Origin of the sequence: Providencia sp. PROV024 (assembly GCF_032709665.1) — a bacterium.
GTDB lineage: Bacteria > Pseudomonadota > Gammaproteobacteria > Enterobacterales > Enterobacteriaceae > Providencia > Providencia huashanensis.
Map to the genome: position 1 here is coordinate 1 of NZ_CP120548.1, position 2,904 is coordinate 2,904.

The following is a 2,904-nucleotide window of genomic DNA, read 5'->3' on the forward strand; positions in this document are numbered from 1 at the left end:
TTGTGGTAGTAAAACGTACCGGAAAACGAAATTCCGGCTCTGCCTCCGAATCACGCTGCGGTATCGAAAGATTACAGTGCGTACCTGATAAGAGCACCAATCAACGGACTAGGGATTTCTTGGATTGCGAAGTGTTGAAAGAAGCCCAACCTAACCAGACTTAGCGAGATTAAAGAGCTAAGAAGCCATGACCCAATAACCGATCATGGGGAAAAGCAAAGACAGAATGACGTTGTCGCTTCGCTCCATTTTGATTAGTACCACATTGGGGCATTAGGCTTTTTTTATCTAAAATTTAATCTATCCTTAACTAAGGACCATTTAATTACCTAAGAAATTAAAAATGAAAGAAAAAATAAAAAAATTTATCGAAAAAAAACCAAAAGTAACAACAGAGGAAATACTAAATCACTTGTATCACGACATTATGATCCAAAAAGCACAAGGGAGAAGCTGGTCTAGCATTATAGATGAAATCAGTTTTTCTGGGATTTATGTCAGTGAAGCTTCATTTTACAAGCATGTAGTAAATAAAAAAAACCTAATTTAGGAGTGATAATGGGTAATACGGAGTGTTTATCATCAATCGCAGGCAAGGAACTAAAAAAATTAAGAAGAGACGCAGGCTATACCCGAGGGCAATTTGCTAAGTTAATAAACAAATCAGAGCAGCAATTATTTAGATATGAGCGATGTGTAAATAAAATTGATATCGATACTCTAATAAATTCATTAATTATTTTAGATACAGATATAGCATTATTCTTTACAAGAATAACGAAAATTTATAACAAAGAAGAAGACTCTCTATGTAGAACCCCTGCAATCAATATTTGATTTAAATCTCGACGTGACATTAACCAGTTTTTTTTTGCAAAAAAAAAAAAAAAAAATAAAAACATAATAATCAGCGAGTTATATATGAATGATATAAATGAAAAATTAGGCTTATTCTTAAGAAATGAAAGAATCTTAAATTCGTTATCAGGAGCAGAATTAGCTGAAATACTAAATATTAGTCAACAACAGGTATCTCGGTATGAAAGGGGTCAGCACAATTTCACAGTAAAATTTTTAATTTTTTACTGCAAAGCACTGCACATATCACTCGATAAACTAATAACACATGTTTTTTTAAGTGAATCTGATATTGAATTTAACGCTATCTACACAACTAAATTTAGAGCTGTAGAGCAGGAAAACTCAATCAATAATAATAAATAAAAAAATGATATAGCCGACCAATTATGAAGTGCCATTAATCCCTTTTATGTTAAACGGGCGAGTTAGTTAGCGAAAACCGCCCGTTCACCCCCATTAAAGCCCCTCAAAACGATTTTAAGACACGATCACCCTATAAAACACCCAAATCTACGCTGAAAGTTTAGAACGGTTTTGCGAGCTTCTGAGTGCGTTTTTAACATCATGCAAACTGACAAGTAAAACGATGCGAAATCGCTGAAAGATACAAACTTGTTTTGTGGCAAGAAGCGATTTGACCAACCGAGTAAAACGAGGGCGGTAGGCTTTTTGTTTTTCTCCTGATGAGCGTCCAGCGAAGAAAGGGAAAAACAGGGGGAGCCGAAACGAAATGACACGCCCCAGCGATGGCAAGTGAACCCCAGTGAACGTGTTTCGTTTTGGGGGCAAAGCCCCCCGTCAAGCGAAGCGTCTGACCACCACATTTTTGAGCGACCAAATACAGGGCGAAAAAAGGGGGTGGTCAGACGAACGCAGTGAGTTTGACGGGCTTGGGTGAATGGCTTTTTTCGCAGGCGTCCAGCCGAAGAAAATAGCCAGAGGGCGGAGCCTTATGTCATTCATTTTCGTCCAGAAAATGAGTGGCATTGATACTGAAAGTATCATAGATGTAGGTTGGTAAAAGGATGATTTCATCCGTTATTTTACCCGTTATTCTATCCGTTATACCTAAATCGGATAAAATAACGGACAGAATAATGGATAGAATAACGGATAGATTAATGGGTAAGAAATGACACAACGTCATCTTGTGTCTATCTCTTATTCTGTATCTTATTCTCTGTATTATTCTGTGTATTAGAGAGAAATTAGATAGAATAAGATACGGAATAATACACAGGATAATAAACAAACATGACATTAACCTGCCTTTTCCTCGAGCTGTTTTAGCATCGAAACATCACCTAATAACCGTTGATTTTTACCTGTGAAAAAGATGATCGGGCTGACATTTGCATTATCAATACTTCGGCTTAACTGAATTCCCATCACCTGATAATCATCATCGTTTGTGCAATGGTATAACGCTAAAACAAGCTGACATTGTTCGGGAGTTCCGCACTCTATTGCCCAGCGGATCAACTCCGAAAAGGTCAATCCGTTCGGTTTCCAGTGTTTTTTATGCCGTGACGCTAACGCCTTAAATTTTTCACGCCCTCGATTGTATTTTTCTGCCCCGATCACCGGATCTTCACAACGAACCCCTTGAACCGGTCGCTTATCAAATGACAATTCCCATAATTTTATTTCTTCGATGTATTCGTAATCTGCCGGTGATGCCAAACGAAATAATTGAGACATAGTGATCCCCTCCGATGATGTGTGAACGGAGATATTATAAGGCTTTCGGGAAATTCCGCTTCCTCGACGTGAAACAAGTTCACGCCTTGCGGCGAGCGTTGCGAATTGAATTTACAGAAGTTATTAGGCTTCAGATGTAACAAAGCCCCGTGACAGCATCACAGGGCTCTGGTACTCTAAATCTTGTGCATTCATTGCTCAGATTTCGAAGTCGCATTCCAATCTTAGCAATGGGAAGCTAGCTTGTCACTACTTCCTTAAAACCATTCAACGACATTAACTCAAATGCACCACTTGATTGACTCGGACTTAGCCCGGTCTCCGAAAGGATAAACAGGCAAA

5 protein-coding genes are annotated in these 2,904 nt (G+C 38.4%); 3 read left to right on the top strand and 2 right to left on the bottom strand.

The window, feature by feature from the left end; all coding sequences use genetic code 11:
• The first annotated feature begins 343 nt into the window (after positions 1 to 343).
• The 3 genes from P3L56_RS22570 to P3L56_RS22580 all read left to right on the top strand — a co-directional run bounded on the left by P3L56_RS22570 (position 344) and on the right by P3L56_RS22580 (position 1,224).
• Positions 344 to 550 carry a hypothetical protein gene (locus tag P3L56_RS22570; RefSeq protein WP_102140792.1) on the top strand — a complete coding sequence of 69 codons (207 nt, stop codon included), beginning with the start codon at positions 344 to 346 and terminating at the stop codon, positions 548 to 550.
• A gap of 8 nt (positions 551 to 558) precedes the next feature.
• Positions 559 to 837 carry a helix-turn-helix domain-containing protein gene (locus P3L56_RS22575; protein WP_102140793.1) on the top strand — a complete coding sequence of 93 codons (279 nt, stop codon included), beginning with the start codon at positions 559 to 561 and terminating at the stop codon, positions 835 to 837.
• A gap of 84 nt (positions 838 to 921) precedes the next feature.
• On the top strand, positions 922 to 1,224 hold the full coding sequence (locus P3L56_RS22580) for a helix-turn-helix domain-containing protein (RefSeq protein WP_102140794.1): 303 nt from the start codon (positions 922 to 924) through the stop codon (positions 1,222 to 1,224).
• Positions 1,225 to 1,816: 592 nt separating this feature from the next.
• On the opposite strand, the gene P3L56_RS22585 is transcribed toward P3L56_RS22580, so the two are convergent.
• Both P3L56_RS22585 and P3L56_RS22590 read right to left on the bottom strand, forming a co-directional pair.
• The gene (locus tag P3L56_RS22585; protein WP_033930082.1) at positions 1,817 to 2,008 is read right to left on the bottom strand and encodes a hypothetical protein; all 192 of its coding nucleotides are present in this window, start codon (positions 2,006 to 2,008) and stop codon (positions 1,817 to 1,819) included.
• Positions 2,009 to 2,121: 113 nt separating this feature from the next.
• Complete coding sequence (locus P3L56_RS22590) at positions 2,122 to 2,562, bottom strand: hypothetical protein (protein WP_159120857.1); 441 nt, start codon at positions 2,560 to 2,562, stop codon at positions 2,122 to 2,124.
• Between the last annotated feature and the right edge of the window lie 342 nt (positions 2,563 to 2,904).